Source organism: Streptococcus caballi DSM 19004 (assembly GCF_000379985.1).
In the GTDB taxonomy this organism is placed as follows: Bacteria; Bacillota; Bacilli; order Lactobacillales; family Streptococcaceae; genus Streptococcus; species Streptococcus caballi.
The window spans coordinates 1-21985 of the sequence record NZ_KB904084.1 but is presented as its reverse complement, the minus strand read 5'-3'; the positions used below and the strand labels follow the sequence as shown (position 1 = coordinate 21985).

General features: G+C 37.2%; 17 protein-coding genes and 2 pseudogenes. 2 read left to right on the top strand and 17 right to left on the bottom strand.

Annotated features, from left to right (window positions below; genetic code table 11):
* The 17 genes and pseudogenes from A3GS_RS12050 to dnaG all read right to left on the bottom strand — a co-directional run.
* A pseudogene (locus A3GS_RS12050) lies at positions 1-914 on the bottom strand (hypothetical protein); the annotation flags it as partial.
* Positions 915-1030: 116 nt separating this feature from the next.
* Positions 1031-2683 carry a GBS Bsp-like repeat-containing protein gene (locus A3GS_RS0106595; RefSeq protein WP_018364634.1) on the bottom strand — a complete coding sequence of 551 codons (1653 nt, stop codon included), beginning with the start codon at positions 2681-2683 and terminating at the stop codon, positions 1031-1033.
* An 86-nt stretch (positions 2684-2769) separates the two neighbouring features.
* Positions 2770-3696, bottom strand: a complete 927-nt coding sequence (locus A3GS_RS0106590) for a glycosyltransferase family 2 protein (protein WP_018364633.1) — start codon at positions 3694-3696, stop codon at positions 2770-2772.
* A gap of 1 nt (position 3697) precedes the next feature.
* On the bottom strand, positions 3698-5395 hold the full coding sequence (locus tag A3GS_RS11625) for a hypothetical protein (RefSeq protein WP_018364632.1): 1698 nt from the start codon (positions 5393-5395) through the stop codon (positions 3698-3700).
* A 72-nt stretch (positions 5396-5467) separates the two neighbouring features.
* Complete coding sequence (locus tag A3GS_RS11620; RefSeq protein ID WP_169333417.1) at positions 5468-7060, bottom strand: LTA synthase family protein; 1593 nt, start codon at positions 7058-7060, stop codon at positions 5468-5470.
* Positions 7061-7113: 53 nt separating this feature from the next.
* Entirely contained in the window at positions 7114-8874 is a 1761-nt protein-coding gene (locus A3GS_RS0106575) for a rhamnan synthesis F family protein (RefSeq protein ID WP_018364630.1), read from the bottom strand.
* A complete protein-coding gene (locus A3GS_RS0106570) occupies positions 8871-10226 on the bottom strand; it encodes a glycosyltransferase family 2 protein (protein WP_018364629.1) in 1356 nt (451 codons plus the stop codon). Before A3GS_RS0106570 ends, A3GS_RS0106575 begins: the two co-directional genes overlap by 4 nt.
* Complete coding sequence (locus tag A3GS_RS0106565) at positions 10219-11424, bottom strand: ABC transporter ATP-binding protein (protein WP_018364628.1); 1206 nt, start codon at positions 11422-11424, stop codon at positions 10219-10221. The genes A3GS_RS0106570 and A3GS_RS0106565 overlap by 8 nt, the downstream gene beginning before the upstream one ends.
* Positions 11424-12230, bottom strand: a complete 807-nt coding sequence (locus A3GS_RS0106560) for an ABC transporter permease (protein ID WP_018364627.1) — start codon at positions 12228-12230, stop codon at positions 11424-11426. The genes A3GS_RS0106565 and A3GS_RS0106560 overlap by 1 nt, the downstream gene beginning before the upstream one ends.
* Complete coding sequence (locus A3GS_RS0106555; protein WP_018364626.1) at positions 12231-13163, bottom strand: glycosyltransferase family 2 protein; 933 nt, start codon at positions 13161-13163, stop codon at positions 12231-12233.
* The gene (gene cps2T / locus A3GS_RS0106550; protein ID WP_018364625.1) at positions 13153-14307 is read right to left on the bottom strand and encodes a beta 1-4 rhamnosyltransferase Cps2T; all 1155 of its coding nucleotides are present in this window, start codon (positions 14305-14307) and stop codon (positions 13153-13155) included. The genes A3GS_RS0106555 and cps2T overlap by 11 nt, the downstream gene beginning before the upstream one ends.
* A 100-nt stretch (positions 14308-14407) precedes the next feature.
* Positions 14408-15262 carry a dTDP-4-dehydrorhamnose reductase gene (gene rfbD / locus A3GS_RS0106545; protein ID WP_018364624.1) on the bottom strand — a complete coding sequence of 285 codons (855 nt, stop codon included), beginning with the start codon at positions 15260-15262 and terminating at the stop codon, positions 14408-14410.
* A gap of 341 nt (positions 15263-15603) precedes the next feature.
* Positions 15604-16082, bottom strand: a pseudogene (locus tag A3GS_RS0106540) (hypothetical protein); the annotation flags it as partial.
* A 132-nt stretch (positions 16083-16214) separates the two neighbouring features.
* Complete coding sequence (locus A3GS_RS11615) at positions 16215-17849, bottom strand: glycosyltransferase family protein (RefSeq protein WP_156808881.1); 1635 nt, start codon at positions 17847-17849, stop codon at positions 16215-16217.
* Positions 17850-17889: 40 nt separating this feature from the next.
* Positions 17890-18225: a metal-sulfur cluster assembly factor gene (locus A3GS_RS0106530; protein WP_018364621.1), complete on the bottom strand. Its 336-nt coding sequence runs from the start codon at positions 18223-18225 to the stop codon at positions 17890-17892.
* A 14-nt stretch (positions 18226-18239) separates the two neighbouring features.
* Positions 18240-19352 carry an RNA polymerase sigma factor RpoD gene (gene rpoD / locus A3GS_RS0106525; protein ID WP_018364620.1) on the bottom strand — a complete coding sequence of 371 codons (1113 nt, stop codon included), beginning with the start codon at positions 19350-19352 and terminating at the stop codon, positions 18240-18242.
* 8 nt (positions 19353-19360) lie between these two features.
* The gene (gene dnaG, locus A3GS_RS0106520) at positions 19361-21169 is read right to left on the bottom strand and encodes a DNA primase (protein WP_018364619.1); all 1809 of its coding nucleotides are present in this window, start codon (positions 21167-21169) and stop codon (positions 19361-19363) included.
* A 127-nt stretch (positions 21170-21296) separates the two neighbouring features.
* On the opposite strand from dnaG, the gene mscL reads away from it, so the two are divergent.
* Both mscL and A3GS_RS11610 read left to right on the top strand, forming a co-directional pair.
* Entirely contained in the window at positions 21297-21674 is a 378-nt protein-coding gene (gene mscL, locus A3GS_RS0106515; protein ID WP_018364618.1) for a large conductance mechanosensitive channel protein MscL, read from the top strand.
* Positions 21675-21768: 94 nt separating this feature from the next.
* A partial coding sequence (locus A3GS_RS11610) for a helix-turn-helix domain-containing protein (RefSeq protein WP_018364617.1) occupies positions 21769-21985 on the top strand: 217 nt, incomplete at its 3' end.

Here is a 21985-nt window from a genome sequence, read left to right as displayed (position 1 = left end):
CGCCAGCCAAGTTTGGTCAGAGAAACCACTTCACTCTTAGATGCTGTGTAGTGATGGCTACCTGATTTAGCATTAGGATTATAAAGGCGATACATAGCAATTGTTCCTGCCGAATACCAAGCAATACCTTCATAGCGCCAACCCAGATTTGACAAATTAGTCATCTCACCCTTGTTTACTGTATAATGGTGATCACCGGCATTAGGATTATAAAGACGATAAACTTCCTCTCCTTTGGTCGGTGCATACCAGGCTACATTTTCATCACGCCAGCCAAGCTTAACAAGACTTACTTTTTCGTAACCATTTGAGGTATAAAAATGCTCGCCTGAGTTGGGATTGTAGAGACGATACATGGCTAATGTGGTGACTGCAGCTGACTGGGCTTGTGTATTAGTTGCTGACAAACTAGCTTCATCTTGTGACTTTACTTTAACTTCTTGCTTGACTGAGGGTGTTGCAGTTGTTGAGCTTGACTTAGCTGAACTTGGTTGATCTTGTTCAGAACTAGACACTTTTGACTCTTCTTGGAATGGCACAATTTGCTTAGGTTGGCTATTGGTGGATGATACTTGGCTATTGTCAGTATTTTCTGTACTTATTTCAGCAGTTACAGAGCCCGAACTGTCTTTTGACATTACCATGTCAGTTGATGCAATCTGAACATTTTCAGTCGATGAAATACTACTTGTTAAAGCAGAATTTGTTGTTGCCTGACTGCTTGCAGATGAGCTAGTCGTTTCAGTGACCGAATTACTTGATTCAGAAACAGTTGGAGCAACCACCTGAACTGAGCTATCAGTCTGTGTTTGGTTATCTCTTGTATTCTCATCAGCCTTGGCTAAGTTTGATAACAGGAAAGCTGACACTAGCAGCGGAGCTAATAAGTAGGGTTTTAAACTTTTCTTTTCCAAAATCTTCCTCATATATTAATTTTTCTAACATTATAGCATTTTTGATTTTCCGCTTCAAGGAAGTTTGATAATAAAAAGGAGACTTGAAGGTAAACTCAACTCTCCTTTACAAACCATTAATCTGGATAAATGTAGCTAACTGAGCCACCCCAGTAAGACGCTAAAGGATTGAACCAGCCACGAAAATTGCCAATATATTGCTTACCAGCGTAATTAGCTTCTTTGACTTGAATGCGTGTGGCACTTTCTACATGAGTGACATAAGCCACATGCCCGTACCCGCCTGCCTCATTTGGCCAAACAACGATAGAGCCTACTTTCGGGGTATTACCAATGCTGAATCCCTTAGCTCTCGCATTAACGGCCCAGCCAGTTGCATTACCAAGCCAGTTTGGAATCCAAGGTGCCAGCTCTTTGACACCCCAAGTGCACTGACCAACTGGATAAGTATTTGCCTCGTTGATATAGGCTGTAATTCTTGGCTTTGCTGGCTGCGAAGTCACTTGAGTCTGTACTTGTGGCACAAAATTTTGATCGCTTAATGGGAAATCTGTGCTGCTATTATCCGAATAAAGGACTGTCGCCACAAGACCGAATCTATCAGCAGTATTAGTCAGGCTTGCTAAATTTACTGCAATGCTTGCCTTGCCATAACTCACCGATTTAGCTTCAAACTGCTGGCTCAACTGAGCATTTGTCCGTGAACTTACTTGAAGTTTCAAGGCTGTGACCTTTTTAGACATAAGTGTTTCAGCTACGGACACCGTAAATTGATTTGTACCTGACGATGAAAAGCTAACTTGTGGATTTTCTAAACCTGAAATGCTACTTACCTGAAAACCTGGAGTTACTGCATAGCCCTCTTTTTTACCTAAAAGAGTATTTTCACCATAAACATGGACGCTATAATGACCAAAATCGTAGCCGTGATTTTCTAAATGAATTCTTTGCTTGTAGGTATTTGTACCAATTTTTTGAGCTTGATACCATTTGACATCATCTTGGCCATTAACGTCTGACCAGGTCGGAACCCAGATTGTCGAAATATAGTCAGGCACATTGCTAATCATCACATCATAGATTTTATCTGATACCTGTACTACTTGAGTACTGATATTGGGACGGTCAATTAAAAATGACTGGATGGCTACTGGCGTCATCTTACCGTTTTGATGCAAGTAGGTATGAGCTTGATAAGTACCATAACCTTTGTGGTTAGCAAGCGGAGCACTAGCTAACCCATTACCATCTGTGGTATACCATTTGATATCGTCCTGGCCATTCTCTTCCGACCATATAGCTGTCATCAGATGTCCATTAGACGGTGCATTCACTTCCGATGTCAACGAAACGTTCCCACCACCAAGAGTGATTTTAGGAGGAGTCGGATCAACTTTCGTATTTTCCAAAACATAACCAGTCTTTTTGCCGTCAGCAAAAGTTACATAGGCATGAGTGTTATAATTACCTGCTCGATTGCTGTGATTTGCAAGATTGAAGCGTACACTAGTTTGCCCCTGAGAAATAGCAGAGCTAGAATACCATTTGATGTCATCTTGACCATTCTCCTCTGACCAGACTGCAACATCAACAGTCTTTATGGCCTTTCCATTTGAAGCCTCTCTAACCGTCACATCAAAACTACGACTAGTAGCATTATAAGCACCCTTTTGAATAATCGGCCCTACTTCTTGAGCCTGACTTGACTGAGCAAACGTCACTCCGCCCAAAATACAGCTAGATAACAACAAAAACTTGAATTTTTTCAAATATTTTTCCTCCAATAGATAAAATGCTTACATTTTATCTATTCGGAAGAAAGAAAAAAAGCTTGGAAAACTTCCAAACTTTAATGCTAAGCCTTTTCTTTAATAATGTAAACTGGACGTTTTTTGGTTTCAAGGAAAATTTTGGAAATGTATTTTCCGATAATCCCCAGCGCCAATAACTGTAAGCCACCAATAAAGAGAATGATACAAACCAAACTTGGCCAACCGGAGACTGGATCACCAACCGTTAATTTTCGAATGATGATAAATAAAATACCAATAATTGAAATGATAAATGAGAAGGCACCTGCCCATGTTGCAAGATTTAATGGCGCTTCGGAGAAATTGATAAATCCGTCCATAGAGTATTTAAATAGACTCCAAAAACTCCAAGAGGTTTCACCGGCAACACGCTCCCGATTCTCATAACTGATGTAGGTCACATCAAAGCCAACCCAAGAGAAGAGACCTTTTGAAAAACGATTAACTTCTTCTAAATCAAGTATAGCATCAACAACTTGCCGAGTCATAAGTCGAAAGTCACGTGCACCATCAACCATTTCCGTGTCAGAAACCATATTAATGATTTTATAAAACATCTTAGAGAAGAACGTTCTGACAGGCGGTTCACCTTTTCGATCGGCGCGGCGTGTACCTACTACATCAAATCCTTCTTGAATTTTAGCATACATGTCTACCAACAATTCAGGCGGATCTTGTAAATCAACATCCATAACAGTTACTAAATCACCGCTGGCTGCTTCAAGTCCTGCTAAAAGCCCTGCTTCTTTCCCAAAATTACGAGAAAAAGAAATATAGTGAACATTGGTAAATTGCTTACTTACTCTTCTCAGAACTTCTAAGGTTTTATCTTTTGAACCATCATTAACAAAGATGTACTCAAAAGTTAGCTGATTATGCATCTGCTCCTCAACTTTTTGCGTTGCCTCTAAAAAAGGATAAATGGTTTCCTGCTCATTATAACAGGGAACAACAATTGATAGTTTCTGCATATTAAACCTCTCTAGACATTTTTAATGATTTTACAAATATATAAAGTCCTAGCACGATAAACGAGACTGTCTCTAGGGTATAACCAACAATCTGAAGGAAGGTCTTCTTATAATAGACCTTAACATGTCCTAACTTTCTAATAGATAGCGTTATTCTTCCGTCATATAAAGTCTTTTTAGATTTATCTGGACTATTATAGGCCCTAGCTATTGCCTTTTCATTTTTAGTGAGTGTTCCATAGGCCAACTTGGGAATTCCTCCGTCTGCTCCCTCAGAATAAGTAACCTGATATCCCTTATACCAAATACGAGGTAAAACAACAGTGATTGGAGAGTCTATTGTTGACCCATCTTTAGGAAGAATATCAAATTCTAGATTATTATAACCTTTTTTTATGTTTACAATTTTAACTTTTGAAGTATCATATTCAAAATTATTAATAGTGCCATCTCTAACATCAGAATTATTCACAGAAGATGTAAAATATTCATCGCCTGAAGTATCAAAACCACTAGAGGAAAAGGTAAAAGCTTCTCTCGATAAGGTATTATAGTTTGAGATATTTTGTATCACTGAGTGTCTCGGCAAATAATTCAAAACACTACTAAACATGTAAAATGCCAATTGGCATATCAAAAGTTGATATAAATTTTTTCTGCTCAACTCCAATGTACATGCCAGCATGATTAAAATTGGGGTAAAAAACACTATACGACGAGTATCTTGTAATGTTGCTAAGAAAGTAAAATGTAGTAAGCCTTTCCACGGAAAAATATCTGACTGGGCTATAAACATTATCGAGGAGACTATCAGTAATTGTCTTGAAAACTCACTCAATTTCCTATATCTAGAAAAAAGAATAATCATCAAAATCAAAATTATGGGTTTTTCATAGTTAACTAAAAGAGATGTAAAGCTCTCAGGAACAACCAAAGCTTCCGAACTAAAAGGATAGTTTCTTAATGTCCAATTAAAAAAGAACTTTTGTGACTTAACTTGCTCAACATATTGAATAAGATAGCCTATTGAAAGAAGAACAGCTATAACACCTGATTTTAAAAATGATATCATTTTTAAAAGAGAGCATTGTTTTATATTTAGTAGGAGAAAAACTAATCCATATATTCCAAGAATCAAGGTTGATAATAAATGTGTTTGCAGCAATAATGCTACAGAAACACCTAATAAAACTGGATTCAATTTTTCTTGGAATAAAACTTTATAAATCGAATATATAATTAAAGGAACAAACATCGCAGCCATGGTCATTCCATAACCAAACCATGGAAAAGTTACTGCTACAGTCATAGAAAACAGCAGTCCTTTCCTTTCATTATTTATCATCCCTTTTACTGAAAAGAACGAAGACCAAGTAAGAAATAGAAGCAATTCAAAAGCAAAACTAGTATAAGCAATACTTGCACTTCTAGTTAGTAGATAAATAATAGATGGAAAATAAAATTGCCAGTTTCCATAAAACATAGGCGACGCGTAGCCAATATTATTACCAAATACAAAGTTTAAGTTAGGGAGATAGTCACCATTTTTTATAGATTGCGCCAAACCGACCAGTCGTGCCAAGTGATATCCGTAGTCGTGCTGCAGATCTCCCACATTAATAAAATAATGCGAAATCACAGCTACGATTAAACTATAACATCCTAGAATAAAATACGGCGATTTAATAACTTTTTTCATAATCTTTCCTTGTTAAAAAATAAATAAAATATCCAGTTAATGAAAATCAGTAATGCAGTTTTAAAGAATTTTTTATGGCTGAATTTGCGCAACATCGTATTTTTCAATCCTCTTTTTTACTTTTTGTGGCTGAATTTGCGCAATATTATATTTTTGAATCTTCTTTTTTACTTTTTTTAGCTCGGATTTGGATAAATTACTTAACTTCCCTCCCTTAGTAGTCATAATGTTCGTTTCTGAACTAAAAATATGACTATAAAGTGAAGACTCTTTATTGGAAAAAAGACTTGTTCCTAAAAAATAGTTTGGGGCGGAAATATCAACATAGTCAAGAATAGTAGGTGCTAAATCTAAAGAGTTTCTACCATTTGCATTAATCGTTTGAGAGGTTCCATTTTTGTAATAGATAAACAAGGGTACTTGTCCAACCGCCTCGTTTCCTCTAGTATGATTTGGGTAAGTCTTTATGTAATCACTATTTACATGAGTAGCATGATCGGTAGTGAAGATTAGTATCGTATTATCCGAAATAGGGCTTCTATTGAATTGTTCAACAAATTTACCAAATTGGTAGTCCATATTATATACTCTATTCAATTGACTGTTCTTACCATTTCCAAACTTTTTATCAGTTGAATCTAGTGATGTGTGCGTTCCGAATGTATACATTGTGATGAAAAAAGGTACATCTGAATCCTTTTCTTCTGAATATTTCATTAAAAACTGGTAAGCCTCTTTATCAGACATTGTATCGTTAACGCCTTTTCTATCCTTAGTCTGGTAAGTAACTTCATCAAAATTCATCTGCTTAAGATAATTTGAAAAGGTCAAATTAGCTGGTTCCGTATTAATGAAAGTTGTATCATAGCCACTATCTTTTAATATATCTTCAATCGATACTAAAGTATTTTTATCATAGTTTTCAAATTGATAACCTGAATACAACTGTCCCCTTATACCTCTGTAAGTGGCAAAAGTATGATTATAATAATTAGTAAAGTTAATTGATTTTTCCCTTAGCATCCTAATATTAGGAGTTATATTTCTCTTATCATCAACAAACTCCTCAGACAACCCCTCAGTTAATATCAGTATAATATTAGGTTTGTCTGAAAGATTTGTTGGCTTACTAGTATAATTTGCAACTTCTGATTTATAAAATTCTGCAGTTACATTTTTACTGTGAGATATTTTCCAAGACACTTTTTCTTGTTCAATCTTTTGATTAACTAAATCATAATAGTTGAAAAATGGACTCGTTGTTACTTCTTTTAAACCAAATAGTGAAAGGATCCACAAAAATTCTAGTATAATAATACCTAGGCTTCTTTTCCAAGACAAATTGACTTCTTTAATTGGTAATAATAAGATAACAATTAGTGGAATTATTAAACTAAAATAGAGACCAAACTTTCCAGATAGAGCAGAAATAGAATCTAAATTTGATAACATAATTAGACTCAAATAACTATTTCCAAAAATTAAAACCACTTGTTCTACACTATACAAAAATAAAAGTAAAACATTAAATATATACGCAAAAATTTTATTAGTATACAACAAGGCATTAGAAATAATGAATATAATTCCTAATTCCAACAGGCCAACAATTACTAGACCCAAATTCTTAGTTGTTAAGTAAGTTAGACATGTTAGTAAAATCATGCTTAAATATTTGACTATGGAAAATAACCAAATATATTTTTTTATTTTCTCTATCATGATTTAAATTTCATCACCATTCTTTTTATAATATATTTAATAGCACTTCCAGGGCCACGGTAAATATACTTAAGCGCCCCCTTAATACCGCCAATATGATCAAAATTAACATAAGTATTTGGCATCAGTTCAGGCCGGATATTCAAAACAGTATTGTCCACAAAAGGCGTAATATAAATCTCATTCTTAGAGATGGCATAATCATAGCGATTAGCCCAAGCCAAATAAACTAAGATGCGTTCGATTGAGTGCAAAATAGTATGCTGAGGAATAGGCTCAGCTGGGATTTCATCAGCAGTCAGCTCCAAATCAAAGAGTGGCTGTAAGGTGTCTTTTTTAAACCAGATAAAGGTTCCATAAGACATGATGAAAGTATCCAAACTGTTAAAATCAATATGGCGGTCAAGGTTCATCCTTTCCCATAAATCATTCATATCATCTGCAAAACGATTTTCATTCCAAGGATCAACAATTTTAGTATAGCGGAAGAAGCTTGGGATATCCGCGATGACCAGTCCCAAATTATCTCTACTTTCAAGATTAGCAAGAATATTGTCAGCTGGCTCAATCAACATTTGATACAATTCATTGCGCCATGAATCACCAACCCAATAAGGGTATTCTGGTGATTTTTTAGTATGGAAATGGCCAATATAATCATAGGAAGCCAACTCTTCTTTCAATTTAAGCATCGGGATAATATCACGACCACGATTTCCCGTAATGAAAACTTTAGCAGTTTTTCCTGTCTTTTCCAAGATTGCTTTAATTTCCTGCTTCTTAGACTCCGAATCAGTCGTCAAGAAGAGGTCATAATCAAAATGAAAATGCTTAAATTGATCCAAGAATTCTTCCAATAAATCAACATAGAAAGTATGCAAATGCACTGCAACTTTTTTAGTGTTGGAATACTTTTGTGGTACTTGAGTCAAGACCTTCCTATCTAAAAGATAAGGTGGTGTAGGTAGACTGACATCTGACATATGATCCAAAATCAGTTGACTTGGATACTCAGAACGTTCCTCAATAGCCTTCAAAAGGTAGGGAGACAAGTGCTGTGTCAGGTCAAAAGTTTTAATCTTAATGAAAGGCACACCATTATCTAGCAAGACATGTGGATAATGGATAGTGAAATTCGAATGGAAAAAATTGTCTGCAATCGGTACTGTATTTAATACAGCCTGATACTTGAAGCCTGCTTCTGTGAAAATCTTAGTATACTTAGTTTCGTAATTATCAATAACCTTTTGAACGTCCGTATAAGCTTCCACTTTTTTCCAAAAATTTTGAAAAACTTCTGAAACGATAATACTCTTCTTAAAGGACATAAAATAAGACTGCAAATGTTCGTCAATATATATATGGCCCGCATCAATCGCGCGATGATTGGTCATGCCCCAGAAATCTACGGACTCATCTGATTCATATTTATCGTAAAGAGGCGCCATATCCCAAAGTGGACCAAAGCAAGTATCATTCATAGCCGTGACGGAATCATAGTCTTTCAAATTTTCAAAGCCGACCTGAGACATGCCATCGTGCCAAGCAGCAAAATCATAGCCGACATTTTCTCGTTGGATAAAGTCGTCAATCAGATCTTTTTGTCTAAGTTTTTCAACTTCTAACTGACTTAGTTGGCTATTTGAGATGAAAACAACCTTTGAAAAAAGAGGTTTCATATGTTCAAGTTGATAATAAACATGCTCACTAATGTTGTCATATTTGTTAAAATGAACATATAAAAGTAAACGTTTCATTTTTTTCTCCTAAAGAAATTTATTATTTTTGTTGGAATAGTCCATCGACGAGAACCAATAACGGTATGATAGTCTTGTAAAAGCCGATGGTAGTCTTGAGAAAGTTGATGATAGTCATTATATTTCTGAGATAATTCAGCTTTTAAGCTACTAATCAAGTGGGTCGTCTGTGCTTCTAACTGATTCAATTCTTCTTTTCGATTAAACTTATCTCGTGCAAGACATTTAGCAATATAATCCTGGGCCACAATATCATTAATATTATAACGCTTATAGGAAATCAAGAGATTATCATCCTCTTTTATGTTTATTTTGTAATCAATAAAAGGGTGAAAATCTTCAAAAATTACGGAATGACCATCCACAATACCATTTGACAAATTAGGCAAAAACTCTGTTTGATAAGTCTGTGAAGAAACCTTGAAATTCTCATAAAAGCTAGGAATATGAGAAGGTCTTACTCTTAAATGGCTATAACCTTCAGAAATCGCTAAAGACAGGCAATCTTTGAAACGAATGGGAAATTTATACTGTGGTTGCTCAGGAAAATCTGTTGAATTCGCCAGGTAAACTTCAAGGTACTCCTCTTTGATAGAATGCTCAATGTCTAGTTTTGTTAAGCTATTAAAATGGTAAGTTAGAGCTCTTCCCACTTCTTTTGGATAAGTAACAATATGCTTATTTAAAATATAGGCATATAAATGATAATATTTCTTAAAATTTCCCCGAGTACTTAAAGACACATCTAAAACTCTATAATTTAAAAAAGTAGAATCACAAAAAACAGCCTTAGCTTGCTTATCCAAAATGAGAGTCATAAAGAAATCATAATCTTCAACACCTTTGTAATTAAAGTAATTGTCGAATCTAGTCTCTCCTATTATACTCGTTCGGATAAGAGAACACATATCAATGAAATTTCCTTCAATAAAACGCTCTAAGTTAAAAGCCCCACCTGCAACAACTTGTTCATGATTGTCTGGATTTATTAAGGGAGCATATACAATATCAGCTTGTTCGCTTTGCGCTGTTTGATAAAGCTCTTCAACATAATTAGCTTGTAAAAAATTATCACTATCAACAAACAAGAGATATTTCCCTTGGGCAAGGTCAAAGACTTGATTACGCGTCGGAACAACTCCTTGATTATCGTGACTTATAAATTGAGTACACGCAAAGGGAGAATGCTGCAACGTTTCAGCAATAATCTCAGGTGACTTATCGGTTGAACCGTCATTAAAAACATAGAGTTCAATATTCTTGTAAGTCTGCTTAAAAATACTTTCCAAGCATTGCTTAATGTAGTCCTCATGATTGTAACAAGTTACGACAACAGAAATTAAATCAGTCATTTACGTAGTCCCATGTTCCATTTCGTTGGATTAAACCAGTTGCGGAGTCCTTAGCTGATAAATCATCAGAAGCGATGTCTTTGCGATTGATCAGAATAACCGGCGTATTTCTAGCATTAGCAAAGGCAATCATCTTATCTGTATTATCTCGAACAGACACTTGTAATTTTAGTTTTAAGTTATTTACATTAGGAATACTGCAACGGTAGATACACTTTTTAATTCCACTTCCACTTGTCATGTAATCTAAAGAGTTATCGTTATAAATCCAAATATTTCTATCAATGTCAGTCAATGAGAAGGCAATATAAGTTTCAATATCCTCCAGAACATCATAGGAAATCTCAAACTCGATTGGTTTACCTGGTTCTGTTTGCCCATCTGTTAAAAGATTAACTCTCAGATTGTCAACCATTAATTTTTCAACAATTTCGCCTTCGTCATTTTTTTCAGAATTAGCATTGTCGAAACTATACTGGTTAGCAACTTCGTCAGGTTCACCTTGCGCCTTGATTAAACCATCTTCAATAAGAATAGCCTTATTACAATATTTTTTTACAGCCCCCATATCATGGGTAACAAGAATAGTCGTCTTACCACTCGTTTTCCGCTCTAAGAAATAATCGTTGCACTTACGTTGGAAGGCTTCATCACCTACTGCCAAAACCTCATCCAGAATAAGAACATCACCTTGTGCTTTGATAGCAACAGAGAAAGCCAGACGAACCTGCATCCCACTAGAATAATTTTTCAGCTTTTGGTTCATGAATTCACCTAGTTCTGCAAATTCAACGATATCATCATACATATCATCAATTTCTTCAGTTGTAAAACCTAGCATAGCTCCATTCATATAGACATTCTCACGGCCTGTCAATTCAGGATTAAAGCCGACTCCAAGTTCAATAAAGGAAACCATTTTCCCGTTAACCGTGACTTTCCCTTTTTCAGGAACATAAATTTGTGAAATAATTTTTAAAAGAGTTGACTTCCCTGAACCATTTCGACCGACAATCCCAAAAAAGTCACCCTCCTCTACTTCAAAGTCAATGTCCTTCAGAACATGTTGTTTTTTATATCCCTTGATACCTTTAAAACGATTAACCAGGGCCGTTCTCAAGCTCTGAGTTGCTTCCGTTGGTAATTTAAAATATTTGCTGACGTGATCAACTTTTACTGCAATTTTTTTATCTGTCATTAGAGAATCTCCGCAAATTTCTTAGCATTTCGATGGAAAATATAGTAACCAAGACCAAAAATAAAGAATGGAAGAAGGTATGGAACTAGTGCGATAGCCTTGTGCCCAATCAAATCCCAACCACGCAAACTGCCTGAAAAAACAATGTAGTGACGAAGGTCTTGGATGATCTGAGCTAGCGGGTTAAGCATCATTAACTTAGCAACGGTAACTTGACCTTTTTGCAAGATAAAGGTCAAAGAATAAATGATAGGAGTCGCATACATACCAGCTTGCATGACAACCTCCCAAATAGGACCAATATCCCTGTACTTAACAAAAAGACTAGCTAAGACAAAGGCAATTCCTGTCGAGAATAGAACTAATTCAATAAACAAAGGGAAGATAGCTAGCCAACCCCAAGAAATCGTAACGCCATTAACAAGGGCAAAAATGAAAACAACAAGCAAGTTAATTGCATAGTTGATAGCCGCGCCAACAACAGACGAAATGACAATAATTTCCTTTGAAAAATTCAACTTGCGCAACAAGTCTCCGCGCGACACAATAGACATCATCCCCATGTTAGTTGCTTCTGAAAAAAAGTTCCATGTTACCATACCAATCAAAAGACCGATAGCGTAGTGAGGCGTTCCATCATCAAAACGCAGGAAACGCACAAAAACAAGGTACATGATGGTAAAGAGCATCAGTGGCTTCAAAATAGACCAAAGGTGACCAATCAGACTTCCCTGATAGCGCAGTTTAAAATCTGTTTTGACCATTTCTCTTAGCAAAATGCGATTTTCTTTACTAAAAATGTTCATTTATTTTCTCCTATAACCAAATTTGGTGATAATCAATGTTCGAAAGACGAGGGTGTGAAAACTACGATTTTTTCGCAATTTATAGTGAAATAAGTTCCTTATTCTGGCTAGTAAAGGTTGTTCTAAAATATTGACAAAAGTCTCAACTAAATCGCGATCAGTTTGACTTAAATTTAAATCTAGTAAAAATCTGGCCTGTGTCTGGCTAGAGGCAATTAGCCACCAATATTTTTCAACTAATTTGTGAGGTTTAACCCAATTTTTCATGCGCTTTGACCAAGTTCTAGCACCCAAAACATTATCCTCATGCTGACGATAAAGCTCTGTCGGGATGTCAATATAAACAAGGTCGCCCATGGCAGAGGCCACCAAAGCTAGATACCAGTCATGCATTAGCAAATTTTCTGTTGTAAGCCACTGTTCAGCCAAGGCGTGATTAATCAGTGCCGTGCCACCAGTCACCGTATTTTCTGTCAATTCCTGAACCAGCTGGGTATTGGCATGATGGGATTGCGTGCGAATCATGCTTTCGTGTAGCACCTCAAGTTCACTATTGACCACCTTCAAATCAGTATAAACCAGCAGAGGCTTGCTTGCGTCATACTTTTTGGCCTCTGCCAAGCTAATGTCAAGCTTATTAAACATCCAAACATCATCCTGGTCACTAAAAAAGTAAAAATCAGCTTTTTCATGTTTTAAAAGGCTGAAAAAACTCTTAATAACACCGTAGTTAGCTGTCTCATTTTCATTGACAAAATGAATTCGCTGATCTTTGAGACAATAGTTTTTGATAATGTCTCGCGTCTGATCCGACGAACCGTCGTCTCGAATAAGCAATTGCCAATCTTGGTAGCTTTGAGCAATAATACTATCAAGCTGCTCAGCCAAGAAACGCTCACCATTGTAGGTGGACATCAGAATATTAACTTTCATTTAAAAATAAATCCTCATACTCCCCTACAATTTTTTCCCAAGTGTAATTCTCAGCTACAACCGCCTTAGCTCGCTTACCATAGCTAGTAAAATCATACTTGCTATCCACATCATTAATGAGGCGACAAAGACTACCTGCTTCCTTTGACCAATAAAAGGCACTTAAGCCAGCAACTGTCTTATTAAAGTTAACGTCTAAAACCAGATTCAAATCCGTGTGGCTAAGAGCTTCTAGTAAGCCAGGATTCGTACCGCCAACTTCATGACCATGAATGTAAGCAAAGGCATTTTCACGGATATAATTGAGTAAGTCACGATCATAGACTGTGCCGACAAACTTAATACGCTTGTCTTTGTCAAAGGAAGTCTTTTCACGCAATTTATCGAAGTAGGCGTTACCCTCATGATTGCAAATAATCACTAAGTCGCGCTTGCTCTCCGATACCATAAATTCTCGAATAGCAGTCTCATAATTATTTTCAGGAACAAAGCGTCCAACAATGAGAAAATAATGCTTTTCCTTAATCTGCCACTTGTCAAAATAGGTTCTAACTCTATCAGATTTTGAGTTTAAGGTAGACTGACTCAAGTCCGTACCATAAGCAATGAAACGCGTTTCAACCTTAGGATAAGAAGCCTTAATATAATCCTCAATCCCAATGTTGTCTGAAATAATAAGGTCAGCCTTTTGTGCCATACGTTTTTCAGCGTATTTTAGATAGGCTTGGACTGGTTTGGACCATTTGCTACGCTTCCATTCCAGACCGTCAGGATTGACAAAAAGTAGTCCCCCTACCGCATGGATTTTCTTAGCAAAGCGAGAAATAAAAGCACCGATAGTATTACCTAAAATGTAAAAAATTGGTCTTTCTATCTGCTGATCCTTGACTAATTTCAAGCCATGATTAATCGCCAACATGTCATAGGCAATAACACGAGCAGGACCAAGCTTTGGAGCCCTTATATTGAAGCAGTCTGCGCTCAAATAATTAAAATGCGTCAGATGCTCCTCATCGCTTAAGCAAGCAACATGATATTGAATGTCTTGACTTTGCTTATTTTTAACCAATTCCTCAACAAAGGTTTCAAATCCACCATATTTAGCTGGCAAGCCCCGGCTTCCAATAATGAATACATGCTGCATGGCACACTACTCCATTCTAAAATACAATCACTTTATTATAGCATATTTCGACTCTTAGGGCTAAAGAAAAAAGGCTGACACACCAGCCCTTCGAAAATGATTATTTTTTCACATCTTGTTTGTAAAATTCTTGCAAAGCTTCTTGCCATGTTGGGATGACAAAACCAGTTGCTTTTGCCTTCTTCAAACTCATGGTTGAATTGAGCGGACGTTTAGCTTTAGCTGGGAAAGAACTTGAATCAACTGGTTTGACAACAACATCAGTATCTTTGAGGATTTCCACTGCGAAATCATACCAAGTTGTATCTTCAGTGGCATCATTTGACAAATGATAGTAGCCAAATTCTTTTTGATTTTCAGCCAAGTAAGTCATGAATTCTGCCAAGGTACGTGTCCATGTTGGTCGACCATGTTGGTCATTGACGACCGTCAACGTGTCATGGTTTTTGGCAAGGTTTTGCATAGTGAAAACAAAGTTTTTACCATAATTACCAAATACCCAAGCTGTACGGATAATGTAGAACTTATCTGCGTATTTTTCGACAGCTTCTTCACCCAAACGTTTGGTGCGGCCATACTCTGTTTGTGGGTCTGGTTGGTCGTCCACTTCCCACTCTTGACCGACCGGCTTTTCACCATCAAAAACATAGTCAGTAGAAATATAAACCAAGGTTGCACCGTACTTAGCAGCAGCTTTGGCAACATTCTCAGTCCCTGTGACATTGATAGCGTAGTCCAGTTCCTTACCTTCATCCTCTGCCGCATCAACAGCTGTGTAGGCTGCGCAGTGGTATACCAATGTTGGTTTGACCTGAGCAAAGACTTCTTCGACTTTTTCGGCATCAGTAATATCCATTTCTGCTACATCAACGGCTACATATTCTTCATTGCGTTCATCTAAAAGATAACGTAATTCTGTTCCCAACTGACCATTGGCACCTGTTACTAAAATCATATTTGAACTCCTTTTAATTCATTCATAGTTATTCTACACTAATTTTAGTGAAAAATCACTAAGAAATAGACAACTGACAATGCCGACCACTATGATTATTGGTATTTTTCTTTTTCAGAATGATGTTTTCCTTGTGAAATGGCAGTCTGTTCACTCATTTTGACAACATTTCTTAAATTTGTATTGCTAGGCATATTTTCAAGACGATACCAATAAACATCAGAATTGCCTCCACTAGCCACAAACACCAGTCCATCAGGATTTCCTGTAACTAGAGCCTTGCCTGCACCTGAATTATTTGATGGCGTAGATGAATAGCTAGAAGCATTTGCATAAGCTGCGCCATCATTCAGTGCATTCCAAGATATTCCTTCATAGCGCCAGCCAATTCTACTTAGTGAATCACGTTCACCAGCCCATAAAGTGTAGTGGTGAGTACCTGTTCTAGCGTTAGGATTGTACAATCTATAGACTGGTACCGAGCCGCCAGATTGCCAAGCAATTCCCTCATAGCGCCAGCCAACATTTCTGAGAACGTCGCGCTCACCAGCTGACAAGGTGTAATGGTGGTCGCCGCTATTTGGATTATAAAGCCTATAAACTGGACTTCCCGTGGAAGGTGCTAACCAACCGACTCCCTCTTTTCGCCAACCAACACTACCAAGTGAATCACGCTCATAGCTTGAGGCCGTGTAAAAATGCTCCCCTGAGTTTGGATTATACAAACATACATGGGAGAATCTGCTGCTGCACTAGTAGTTAAAAAGCAACTAAGAAAAAGTAGGAAAGAAAACAATAATATTGATTCAAATTTTTTCATTTTATCACTCCTTTGTTTTGTATTTGCTTTCATTGTAGTCTATTTTGTGATTCAAACAAGACCTGCAATTATACTTTAGCAAAAAAACACGCCAAATCTATTATAAAAGTGATTTAGTCGTGTTATGTTTTTTTATCGTTTAAAAAATAAGTAAAGTAGAAATGCAGCAGCTGATAGAACGGAGATAAGAGCTGATATTTTAGCTATGGCTGTGTAGGAATAAGTAATTCTCACAGAAACTACTTTGTCCCTTGGAATAACTAAAGCTGTTGAACCATTCTTACTCAAGTATGATTTAACTTGTTTGCCGTTAATAGAAGCTCTTTGTCCCTTATAAAAATAGAAAGGTAAAATTAGCTCTTCTGCTTTATCTGAAGAATTGACAATTTTGAGACTGACTGCGGAAGCAGAAACTGATAAAGGAATATCCACTTTCTGACCATCCAAATAAATCTCATGCTTTAAAATCGTTTGGCGCTTCTCGGGACTAGTCTCGTTAGCATAATCATTGACATCAACCGCATCTAGCATCTGCTGCATTGAATTCCGATAAGAAAGTTCTGCCCACGGGTTTCGGATAGGACTCGTTGAAAATTGTCTTACTTCTCTTAAAACCGTTCCAAAATGTAAGGCTACAATCGCAGCTGCAAGAAGTAGCAAATCAGTCTTTTTAATAATAGTTGCTTGCTTAGCTACTAAATAGGCAACAAAGATGGCGATATAAGTCAACAAGCGCCAAGCAAATTGCACCATGTAAATAGGAGTATTTTTCAGCACTCCCCACGGCATAAAATTGCTTGTTGCAAATAAAAGAGCTATTGTCAGAACTAGAAGATACTTATCTTCCTTGCCCAATCTGTTGAATCGACTCAAGAGAAAAACAAGGCAAACGAGGACAATCAAACCAATTGTATGCGCTGTTGCGCTGTTAGACAAACTGGTTGAAATAATTGAATCCAATCCAAAAGTGGTTTCATTTAGGGTATGAACATCTGGACTAGTCAATTTCAAGGCAAAAAACTGTTCTAACATTGGTAGAGTTTGAAAACTTGTTAAAACTACTGTCACAATAGTTGCTAAAGCAAAATATAACAATCGCTTCACCTTGTCATTCCAAAAGTAAAATGTCGTCATTAAAATAACCCCAATAACAATGGATGTTATATAAACTGATAACAAGTGAGAATAAGTAAGTAAGGTCATTCCCCCTGCCAAAATATACCACTTTTTATAATCCCCTTTGATAAGCTGATAAACACCCAAAAATATCAAAGGAATAAAGGCCATTGCCAGAATTTCACCTGTAGCAAAGCGAACTAAAATGTTATCCAAACGGTAACCTGTAAAGCTGTATAATAGAGCAAAAACAAAGCTTGGTCTTATACGTTTAAAAATAGACTTAGCAGAATAATAAGAAACTGCTATAGTTACGATATTTATTAGATATAAATAGATATACCAAGCTAAGTAAAAACTTCGCGTCAGCTTGTAAAAAAGGTAAAAAGGATAGAAGAAAATCCAAGGATAAAAGAGATTAACACCTTGTCCTGTCCCAGAAAAATTTTCAAAATTTATGGGTGAGGAAAAAACATTAGATAAACCAGTCAACCTATCTAAGTGGAAATGTAAATCATCCCCATACATAGCTCCTTTGGTTGCCAACAGCGGAATTAGGTAGATTAAACTCAAGCAGATAATACCAAACCACTCTATTATTAAGATTCTTTTGGATTTATTTTTCATCTTTCTCTCATTTTCTATAAGCAAGAAAAAGACTGAGATCTATTCAGCCTTTTTCAAAAATTAATTAACGAATACCTAGAGCAATTCTAGCATAGCGACTCATTTTGTCAACTGTCCAAGCAGGATACCAGACTAACTTAACTTCAACATTAGTGACTTCTGGTATCTCGCGCATGACATCATGAATTTGGTCAGTTAGGAGATCAGCTAACGGACACCCCATGGTTGTTAGAGTCATATCAATCTCAGTATGACCATTATCTTCAAATCTAATCTCATAAACCAGCCCCAAATTAACAATATCAATTCCTAACTCAGGGTCAATAACCATTTCAAGCGCTTCAAGAATGCGGTCTTTAATCTTTGCTACTTCTTCTTCAGTATACTTTTTATCTGTCATAGTAACCTCACTTATTAGTCTTCGATGAAATCGCGGAGCTGTTTACTGCGGCTAGGATGGCGGAGTTTACGTAAAGCCTTAGCCTCAATTTGACGGATGCGTTCTCGGGTAACATTAAAAACTTTTCCAACATCTTCCAGCGTGCGCATTTTACCATCATCAAGTCCAAAGCGTAAGCGCAGCACATTTTCCTCACGGTCAGTAAGAGTATCCAGTACCTCGTCCAATTGTTCGCGCAAAACAACACGGGTCGTGTAGTCAACAGGATTTTCGATGACTTCATCTTCAATGAAATCACCGAGATGACTATCATCTTCTTCACCGATCGGTGTCTCCAGAGAAACAGGTTCTTGTGCGATTTTCAAAATTTCACGTACCTTGTCTGGTGTCATATTATCCATACGCTCTGCAATTTGCTCTGGTGTTGGATCTTGCCCTAATTCTTGCAAGAGGTTACGTTGTTCGCGGACGAGCTTGTTAATCGTTTCTACCATATGCACTGGAATACGAATCGTACGTGCTTGGTCAGCGATGGCACGTGTGATAGCCTGACGGATCCACCAAGTTGCGTAAGTTGAAAATTTGAAACCTTTTGAATAATCAAATTTATCAACAGCCTTCATGAGCCCCATATTTCCTTCTTGAATTAAATCCAAAAACTGCATACCACGTCCCACATAACGCTTAGCAATAGAGACTACCAGACGCAAGTTGGCTTCTGCCAAGCGCTGCTTAGCCTGAAGATCCCCGTTGGCAACTGCTACTGCCAATTCTTTTTCTTCCTCACTGGACAAAAGTGGCACAACCCCAATTTCTTTGAGGTACATACGAACAGGATCGTTAACTTTAGCAGAATTCGAGCCCAAAAGCTCTTCATCGGTTAATTCTTCAGGTTTTGGCTCTTCTACAACATATTTAGAAGAGGGATTTCCTTCCTTGTCCGTAATTGAAATTCCACCATCTGTCAGACGTTCCAACAGATTATCAATTTGGTCTGCATCTAGGGCAAAAGGAATAACCAGCTTATCAGTTACATCATCATCGACAGCGGTCCCTTCTTTCTTATGGTTACGAATAAATTCTGCAACTTGAACGTTAAAGGTTGTAATTTCTTTTTCTTTTGCCATATTTTCCTCTATTCCATATTTCTTTTTTGACTGATTAGGTTCTCTAGGGCAGCTAAGGCAGTATCATAATCGCCGTGATTACTAGACTCACGAATGAGCTTACTCTGCTGTCGCATTTCTCTTTCTTGAATGAGACGGTCTATTTTTTCAAGAATCGCCTCCACTTCACCCGTTGCAATCTCCGGTGGCAGATTCTCCTCCAAGACACGATAATAGGCTTGCCGGGCATTATCGTCAAGCTCTGCTAAGTCTGACGAATCCAGCTCACCCTGAGACTTTAATAGCTCAAACAAGGTCTGCAGTTCTGGCGTATCAAAGACAAAATCACGATGCCTAAATTCATTGAGCAAGTAAGCATGGTGAATCAAACGATGTAGGAGTTGACTTTCTGCCTTAATCAGAGCTGACATTCCCTTAGTCACTGGCAACTCAACGACTGTGATAGGCTGTCTAAAATCTGCATTTTGCAGTTGAGAACGATTTTGCAAACGTTCATTATTAACCGATTGCTCAACTTGAAAATAATCAAAGTCAGGCAGTAAATCAGCCACCATATTAATATACGAATTTTGAGCCGTAATTGAAGGTGAATTCGCAATTATTTTTGAAATTTGCTCCACATAAGCTATCTCAGCTTGCAAATTATCGGTGTTTTGCGGCTTCAAGTACTGAATCAAAAACTCAGTACTACTGATACGACCATGGTCAAGCAACTGTTTCAGAGCATCAACTGAATTGTTCCTGATGTATTCATCAGGATCCATCTGGTTAGGAATGCGAACAATTTCAACTGAAAAATCCTGCAAAACATCCAAAGACTTGGCAATAGCATTTTGCCCCGCATTATCACCATCATAGGTGATAACAACTTTCTTTGTAAACTTTTTTAGATGATGAACATGCTCGGGCGTCAGGGCTGTCCCCATAGAAGCGATAGCATTTTCAACCCCCGCTCGGTAGGCGGCGATGACATCCATGAAACCCTCCATCAAGAAAACTTCGTGCTTTTTAGAAATCACCGCTCGCGCCTTGTCCAGATGATAAAGCTCATAAGACTTGTTAAAAATCGGTGTGGATCTAGAATTCTTATACTTGGCTAACTTAGCCTCAACATCCTGATCCATCCAAATACGACCCGAAAAGGCAATAACCTGTCCCTGATCATTTGTCAATGGGAACATAATCCGATTTTTAAAAGCATCATAAAGCTGATTATTCCCTTCTGACAGATTGAAAAGGCCAGAATTAACAATAGTCGCCTCATCGTACTTCTTACGCAAAGACTGGTAGAGAAAATCTGGCTCATTTGGTGACAGGCCAAGGTTAAAATGCTCTAGTAGTTCCTCTGTCAGACCACGTTTCTCTAAATAAGACCGAGCCAACTGACCTTCCTTAGTCGTCATTAAAATCGCATGATAAAACTTAGCTGCATCAGCGTGAATATCTAGCAATTTTTGGTGGGGATTTTGGTGAACAGCAGCCTGTAGCTGAGGATCAATCTGTAAAGGGATACCTTCGCGTTCAGCTACTAATTTCACACTTTCTAAAAAACTGATTTGTCGATATTCCTCTAGAAATTTAAAAACATCACCCGACTTTCCACAACCAAAGCAATGGAAGAACTGTTTGTCCACAATGACGTTAAAGGACGGCGTCTTTTCTTTATGAAATGGGCACAACCCTAAATAGTTACGGCCAGCTCGGGAGAGATTGACTACTTCTCCAATAACATCAACAATATTGACACTATTTTTTATTTCGGTAATTTTTTCTTTGTCTATCGCCAAATCATGATCACCTCCACACAAAAAGCCCATTTTAGTTTTACATTTCATTATATCATTTTGAAAGTGTTCTGTAAATTGAAAAACTTGAGCATTAATATTGATTTTACTGCTTTCTTTCTGTATAATGAAGAAGAATTTAAGAATTAAGGAGATTTATATGCTTAAAGAACTTAAAGAGTTTTTGTTTAAAGGAAACGTCTTAGACCTTGCTATTGCTGTTGTTATGGGGGCTGCCTTTAATGCTATCATCACTTCACTTGTTAGCGACATCATCACACCACTCATCCTTAAACCAGCTTTGACGGCTGCTAAAGTACAAAACATCACAGAACTTGCTTGGAACGGTGTTAAATATGGCAGCTTTTTGAGCGCCATCATCAACTTCCTTATCGTTGGTACAACGCTCTTCTTTGTTGTTAAAGCTGCTAACCACGCTATCTCTCTTGGTAAAAAGAAAGAAGACGTTGAAGAAGACGCAGCTCCAACCCAAGAAGAATTGCTTACTGAAATTCGTGACCTTTTGGCTAAAAAATAATAACCTTCAACTAGGATAAGTTTGATATACTCCCCTTATAGTGGACAGTGAAAAAACAAAAATTTTCACTAGAAACTATAACGGGAGTTTTACTATGTCCAAAAGAAGTCCAAAGTCCGTCTCTGAAAAACTAGAACTTGTTCTACTTCACTCGGAAGAAGGGAAATCAATTAGTTGGTTAGCTAGGAACCATGGTATTTCTAAAGAAACACTATCAAACTGGGTTCGGAAATACAAAGAAGCTGGTGTTGAAGGGCTAGAGGAAAGCCGTCACTGGACGAAGTACAGTAAGGAACTAAAGGAACAAGCTG

What these genes read in the sequence shown, in the direction of transcription:
- A3GS_RS0106590 (WP_018364633.1), bottom strand. Translation starts at nt 3,696, where the DNA reads ATGCAGAAACTATCAATTGTTGTTCCCTGTTATAATGAGCAGGAAACC.
- A3GS_RS11625 (WP_018364632.1), bottom strand. Translation starts at nt 5,395, where the DNA reads ATGAAAAAAGTTATTAAATCGCCGTATTTTATTCTAGGATGTTATAGT.
- A3GS_RS11620 (WP_169333417.1), bottom strand. Translation starts at nt 7,060, where the DNA reads ATGATTTTACTAACATGTCTAACTTACTTAACAACTAAGAATTTGGGT.
- A3GS_RS0106575 (WP_018364630.1), bottom strand. Translation starts at nt 8,874, where the DNA reads ATGAAACGTTTACTTTTATATGTTCATTTTAACAAATATGACAACATT.
- A3GS_RS0106570 (WP_018364629.1), bottom strand. Translation starts at nt 10,226, where the DNA reads ATGACTGATTTAATTTCTGTTGTCGTAACTTGTTACAATCATGAGGAC.
- A3GS_RS0106565 (WP_018364628.1), bottom strand. Translation starts at nt 11,424, where the DNA reads ATGACAGATAAAAAAATTGCAGTAAAAGTTGATCACGTCAGCAAATAT.
- A3GS_RS0106560 (WP_018364627.1), bottom strand. Translation starts at nt 12,230, where the DNA reads ATGAACATTTTTAGTAAAGAAAATCGCATTTTGCTAAGAGAAATGGTC.
- A3GS_RS0106555 (WP_018364626.1), bottom strand. Translation starts at nt 13,163, where the DNA reads ATGAAAGTTAATATTCTGATGTCCACCTACAATGGTGAGCGTTTCTTG.
- cps2T (WP_018364625.1), bottom strand. Translation starts at nt 14,307, where the DNA reads ATGCAGCATGTATTCATTATTGGAAGCCGGGGCTTGCCAGCTAAATAT.
- rfbD (WP_018364624.1), bottom strand. Translation starts at nt 15,262, where the DNA reads ATGATTTTAGTAACAGGTGCCAATGGTCAGTTGGGAACAGAATTACGT.
- A3GS_RS0106530 (WP_018364621.1), bottom strand. Translation starts at nt 18,225, where the DNA reads ATGACAGATAAAAAGTATACTGAAGAAGAAGTAGCAAAGATTAAAGAC.
- rpoD (WP_018364620.1), bottom strand. Translation starts at nt 19,352, where the DNA reads ATGGCAAAAGAAAAAGAAATTACAACCTTTAACGTTCAAGTTGCAGAA.
- dnaG (WP_018364619.1), bottom strand. Translation starts at nt 21,169, where the DNA reads ATGGGCTTTTTGTGTGGAGGTGATCATGATTTGGCGATAGACAAAGAA.
- mscL (WP_018364618.1), top strand. Translation starts at nt 21,297, where the DNA reads ATGCTTAAAGAACTTAAAGAGTTTTTGTTTAAAGGAAACGTCTTAGAC.